The sequence below is a fragment of the Desulforamulus profundi genome, assembly GCF_002607855.1.
On sequence record NZ_AWQQ01000013.1, the window covers coordinates 1 to 5,567 of the forward strand.

Consider the following 5,567-nt stretch of genomic DNA (forward strand, 5'->3'; position numbering starts at 1 on the left):
ATTAAGACTCTGCTCTATAGGGCCAGAAGTAGCATTAGAAGTAAGTTAATTAAAGAGGGATATATCGAAAAGGATCCAAAAGGTGGGCTGAAAGTTGAGTGAAGAAAAATATGTCACTCTTGACGAATTAATTAAAAGATCCCTGCAGGAAAAAGCCAGGAAGGATAAAGATATTAACCTAGACGAGGCTTGGGAAAAATTCAGTAATCGATACAATGTTAGGAGGCCAAGAAAAAACCTCAAACATTGGGCTGTCGCCGGTTTTGTGATTTTGGCGATAACGACCTCATTATTCATGCTGCCAACTCAAGGCACCGCCATTAATTTAAAAGTGTTTCAAAGTATAAAGTCTTTTATTAGCGGCAAAGTTCAGACCGCCTATATCTCTTTCGGGAAAGAAAATAAGAAAGACACTGCAGACTACCTTACTCCTGAAGTATACAGTGTCTTAAAAGATGTACGTTATGATATTCTGCTTCCCCTGGATATGATGGATGTTTACAAACTTGAAAAGGCGGAAGTAACTAATGTGGGTAATTCCAGGCAGGTTGAACTATTGCTTAAAGGTAATGGGTCAGAAGTTACTATTACTCAAATGAATATTGTCGGTGACTTAAACCAGGGAAATTCTTATGACACTGAGGATGCCGTCATGAAAAAGGCTAATGTCAAAGGACAGGAGGCTACCCTTATTGTTTATAAAAATGGCTTTTCTAAATTGTCCTGGGTGGATAGAGACATTTTCATTAGTATTGTAGGGAATATATCCGAAGACAACATTTTGATGCTAGCCAACTCAACCAAAAGAGTCAATTTACAGTAAAAGAGTTGGTATAGGATGTGTTGGTTTCAATCAAATTGCCTTCATCTACGCGGTGGTAGCACCGGACTCGATAAGTAGTTCCAGGTACTCCGGTATAACTTCCACTTACTTTACAAGAATTGCTACTCCTGGTGGAATTGGTCCAACTTTTAACAACCGACCACCCCGAGGAAGTCTTTTTTTCTAAATAAGCTGTAGTTGTAATTTTATCTACTGTACTATACGTTCTGGTTACTCCGGAAACACCGATCACGGCGCGTCAAGAGTACTCAGACATGAGGCATCATACATGTACCGGTAAGCCTGGGGGTTAACAACAGAAGCTTGTACATTGCCCTGGGCCCCAACAGGTTGTCCTAAAGCTAAAGACACCAATCCGACCAACACCAAAACCATTGACTTGAGATTTTTTACCATGATCAATTCCTCCCATGTAATTAATTTTTTCATAATCTTGACAAAGATATATAGCATTTGGTTTCAAAAAGTTTTAGTAAATGTACAAGAAAAATTAACCCGGGAAATGTGAATTTCATGGGGTTCACCTTCGAGCACTGGAGACCGCGTAAGAAGGACGGAAAACCTTATTTTATCACCAAACCAACAGGGCGAACCTAAGAGACTTCAAAGATAAAATCAAAGCTAAAACCCGGAAAACACTCACACTAAGTCCAAAGGAGTGGCTGGAACAAGTCAACCCAAACCAGATTAATAATCTACAGTGGACTAATATAGAAAGAATAAAGCCAGAGAGTTTGAGTTTTACTCTCTGGTGTAGCTAATCACCTAATTTGACGGCAATTTCTCACTGTCAATGACGTAGGAAATATAACGTCACCCTGCCAGGGTAATGATTATTCTAGCGACAACCAACCTTATGTACATGCCAGCTAATGGGGATAACCCTATCCGCAAAAGCCAGCCACTGTTAATACTGTTGAAAATAGGGAAAATCCCCATTGCCACATCTTCTTGTAGACAATGGGGGCTTAATTCATTAACCGACTGTACCGCGTTGGCGTTCTGCATCAGCTAGGATTCTACCGATCATGCTTTCCTCAATTACGTCACTGTTCCGCCGCTTGGCATCATAAAGGGCTTGATTGCAAAGGCTGTTAATCAATCGGGGTATCCCCTTCGTTTCAGTGTGAGTTAGTTTTATGGCACTGTCCGAAAATAAGGGGGTTTTAAGATCGGCGGTTTTCATTTGATGGCGAATATATGCGGCCTTTGTTTATGGTAATTTAAAAGTACACCACAAAGGTCATTGAAAATTCCCCCACCTTAGCCGATAATCCTCATAGAGCAAAATTACAGCTATGTGAGGAGCCGGGAGAGATGATCAAGTTGATTCAAAAACAAAATATACTCATCATGTATTACCGGGAGGGAAAGTCCCAGCGGGAAATTGCCAGATTGTTGGGTGTGGATCGAAAAACGGTCCGCAGATACATCAATAAATACGAAGAAAAGCGAAAGGAGTTGGAACAATCCTCTGGCCTAGTAGATCCCGGGGAACTAATTCAGGAAATTGTAGAAACCCCCAAGTATACCGTAGGAAACAGGCCCAAGCGGAAAGTTACTGAAGATATTCAAAGCCTAATAAAAAAACATTTGGATGAAAATGAACAGAAACGGAGGAATGGCCAACATAAACAAGTTAAAAAAATAATTGATATTTATGAAGCCCTAGTGGAAGACAATGTAGACATCAGCTATAGCAGCGTCAAGCGAATTGTACGGTTGCTAGAACGGAAAACCAAAGAAGCCTTTATTAAAGAGTCTTACATACCAGGTGATGTCTGCGAGTTCGACTGGGGAGAAGTAAAACTGACAATTGGCGGAAAGCTCCAGATACATCAAATGGCTGCATTTACATCTGCCTATGGTAATTACCGATATGCATATTTGTTTACTAAACAGAAAACTGAATGTTTTCAGGAGCACATGCCCGGTTCTTTCAAGAAGTAGGTGGGGTATACCAGACCCTAGTGTATGACAACATGAAGGTGGCTGTTAAACGATTTGTTGGCACTGAAAAAGAGCCCACTGAAGGATTGTTACAATTATCCATCTACTATGGCTTTCGTTACCGGTTTTGCAATATCCGTAGGGGTAATGAAAAAGGTTATGGAAAGTGTATGATAATGTAAAGTAAGCCAGTAAAATTACCGGTTTTATTGGCAGATACCATTGTTTTACTTTACATTATCTACACGGTTTATTATTTAGAAAAAGATTTAAGCCATTCGAGTAAATCGTCATTGACTAGCCATGAAGGTGTGTCTTTTGGCGTGACATCTGTATAGGCTTTCTCAATTGCCTCCCGCTTTTGGCGAGAATCCGTTCTGGCATAAACCTCCGTTACCTGGACAGAGGTGTGGCCTAGGATATCGCGTATATATACTAAATTAACACCTGATTGGAGCAAGTGCATGGCTTTCGAGTGCCTTAGACAGTGACAACTCAGCTTTTCAGGAATTAAAGTGGGATTTTTCAGCCTTGCCTGCTTAGCATATTTCTCCAGTATATAATTTACACCGGCACGGGTAAGCTTTTCTTTCCTGCTGTTACTGAACAACGGATACAGGTTAGCGTGGGGTTCTAACAGCTTTTGCTCTACCATATACGTTTTAAGGAATTTTACTTGGACATCAAGAAGCGGAACAACTCTGGATTTATTTCCTTTTCCAATCAATTTTACAGTACATGGCACATCAAGTCGCACCATTGAGGGCGTCAAGTCTATGATTTCCTGGACACGCGCTCCGCTGTCATACATCAGTGACAATAAAGCAAGATCCCTCCGCCCGTTACGTGTCGAACAGTCCGGTTGTTCAAGAAGTAAGCGAATACCTTCCAATGAAAGATAACTAATCGATGGCTTTTCCGTCTTTTTTACGGGAATGGATAGTATCCTCTGCCATTCCAGCAGATTTTCTGGGCTTTGGTACTGCAAGTACTGGAAGAATGAATGCAGAGCAGCAAGTCGTACATTTCGTGTTGCTGCACAGCAATGCCGTTTTTCTTCAATCCAATCCAGAAAATCCACAACGATTTCTTTATTTACGTGCTTTAGCATCACTTTGTCAGCTAAAATTCCTTTCTCATCCTTCATGAATGCGAGAAAGAGGATAAACGTATCTTTATAAGAAGCAATGGTATTTTTACTAGCTCCTTTTTCACCGGGGAGATAACAGGTAAGGAAATCGGTCAGGCTTTTCGAAAAATCAGTAGGTCTCATGGCAAGTCCACCTCAGGAAAAGCATAAGCGCAGATACTGTTAACATCATGAATAAGCCCTGGATACATTTCAGAGGTAAGCCTAACATATTTTTCCGTTGCTTCCAGGGACTGATGTCCCAAATATTCAGAGAGAATCGGAAGAGAATAATACAGATCCAGTCCTGATTCTGCCATTGCCGTGAGAGAATGTACACTAAATGCATGGCGGAGATCGTGCAGGCGAGGACCCTGCCTTTTCCCACCATGTGAAATGCCTGCTTCCCAGAGCACCTTCCTAAACCATTCATAGATACCTTTTGGATTGCATCTTCGTCCATTACGTTTCACGAAAAAATAGTCTTCAGGATCCTGTAGGACCTGTAACGAATTTCTATATTGCCTGCAAACATCAGCAAGTGAATCTGAAAAAGGTATCATCCTCTCCATACCATTTTTACTTTGTCGGATGATTATATATTTCTCAGTCAGGTTTACATCTTTTACTTTTAAAGATACTGCTTCACCGATACGGATTCCTGTACCATACAGCATACGTAAAATTACAGGAATTACATTGACTGCCGAATCCATTGAGTTATCTATTTTCAACCGGTCACTGGCTTCGAAGATGGCTTCATTTCCTCCCTGGAGAAAATGTATGGCGTAAAAGTGCTTTTGTAAGCCTTTGGTAGCCTTAAAATATACGAAGGATATCCCGAATCATTCAGGAAGGAGGAAAACTGTATCAGATACATGACTCTTTTATAACAAGTACTGTCCGATTCATTAGGCCGTTTTACGGCCCATTTATTGGCGAGTTCTTTCGTGATGCCGATTTCGGTTTCACCGTTAAGGATGGTAAACTGATCAAATAGGTAATAGACACTTTCCGCATCTTTAAACTTATAACCCAAGTTTCTTTTGAAATCAATATATTGCTCAATTAGTGAGGCATAGATGCCTGATACCTGCTCATCTGCCAGACCACCTTTCATAAAAGGAGTGAGAGACAGGTGGCACTTCCAAGGCACACTGGCGCAGGGAATTCATATCGATCCTGAGATATAACCGGGTGCTTTCCGTATTTTTATGCCCGAGCACTTCAGAAATGACAGGTAAAGGTGTCTTTTTCTCAAGCAGGACTCCTGCCAGGCTATGGCGGAGTGCATGGGGACCATGTTTCCTTTGTTTTTCGTAGTGTATATCGGCTCTCCTAAGATAAAAGCATACAATACTGTGGAGGGTTGATCGGTTTAACCGGTCATATGGGGATGTAACATGAAGGAAAATGTATGGTAACTCCGAACTAGCGTGAGTTTACGAAATAACGATTACAATAACCCCTCAGCCAGTAACCACAAGACTTTCAGGGGATAGAAACGTATTACCCCCCGAGGGCATACTTTTTGATGTCTAAAATCTCTAAAACCCTTTTTTCCTCAGGCGTTAATTTGGTTAATGAAAAACATTCTCGATCCTTTTTTGACTTGCCTTTCTTGGGGTAAATTGTAATTACCTG

General features: G+C 41.0%; 7 protein-coding genes. 2 read left to right on the forward strand and 5 right to left on the reverse strand.

Translation table 11 applies throughout. The features are described from left to right. Positions 1 to 94: 94 nt before the first annotated feature. Entirely contained in the window at positions 95 to 823 is a 729-nt protein-coding gene (locus P378_RS01430) for a DUF4367 domain-containing protein (protein ID WP_099082021.1), read from the forward strand. Positions 824 to 1,820: 997 nt separating this feature from the next. Here P378_RS01430 and P378_RS22670 read toward each other — a convergent pair. Further along, positions 1,821 to 1,946, reverse strand: coding sequence for a hypothetical protein (locus tag P378_RS22670; RefSeq protein ID WP_274378617.1), 126 nt, complete (start codon positions 1,944 to 1,946; stop codon positions 1,821 to 1,823). Positions 1,947 to 2,161: 215 nt separating this feature from the next. Between P378_RS22670 and P378_RS01440 the strand changes: the two genes are divergently transcribed. After that, the gene (locus tag P378_RS01440; protein WP_238472727.1) at positions 2,162 to 2,794 is read left to right on the forward strand and encodes a helix-turn-helix domain-containing protein; all 633 of its coding nucleotides are present in this window, start codon (positions 2,162 to 2,164) and stop codon (positions 2,792 to 2,794) included. A 253-nt stretch (positions 2,795 to 3,047) separates the two neighbouring features. On the opposite strand, the gene P378_RS01445 is transcribed toward P378_RS01440, so the two are convergent. From P378_RS01445 to P378_RS01455, 4 genes are read right to left on the reverse strand one after another with little or no spacing between them, the layout of a single operon-like run. Beyond that, positions 3,048 to 4,067, reverse strand: coding sequence for a site-specific integrase (locus tag P378_RS01445; protein ID WP_099082022.1), 1,020 nt, complete (start codon positions 4,065 to 4,067; stop codon positions 3,048 to 3,050). Continuing rightward, a complete protein-coding gene (locus P378_RS20485) occupies positions 4,064 to 4,657 on the reverse strand; it encodes a tyrosine-type recombinase/integrase (RefSeq protein ID WP_238472728.1) in 594 nt (197 codons plus the stop codon). The genes P378_RS01445 and P378_RS20485 overlap by 4 nt, the downstream gene beginning before the upstream one ends. After that, on the reverse strand, positions 4,654 to 5,043 hold the full coding sequence (locus P378_RS20490; protein WP_238472729.1) for a hypothetical protein: 390 nt from the start codon (positions 5,041 to 5,043) through the stop codon (positions 4,654 to 4,656). Before P378_RS20490 ends, P378_RS20485 begins: the two co-directional genes overlap by 4 nt. Next, positions 5,021 to 5,338, reverse strand: a complete 318-nt coding sequence (locus tag P378_RS01455; RefSeq protein ID WP_274378618.1) for a tyrosine-type recombinase/integrase — start codon at positions 5,336 to 5,338, stop codon at positions 5,021 to 5,023. Before P378_RS01455 ends, P378_RS20490 begins: the two co-directional genes overlap by 23 nt. Between the last annotated feature and the right edge of the window lie 229 nt (positions 5,339 to 5,567).

Bases quoted from the DNA above. Each gene is read 5' to 3' on its own strand.
- P378_RS01440 (WP_238472727.1), top strand. From the start codon at position 2,162: ATGATCAAGTTGATTCAAAAACAAAATATACTCATCATGTATTACCGG.
- P378_RS01445 (WP_099082022.1), bottom strand. From the start codon at position 4,067: ATGAGACCTACTGATTTTTCGAAAAGCCTGACCGATTTCCTTACCTGT.
- P378_RS20490 (WP_238472729.1), bottom strand. From the start codon at position 5,043: ATGAAAGGTGGTCTGGCAGATGAGCAGGTATCAGGCATCTATGCCTCA.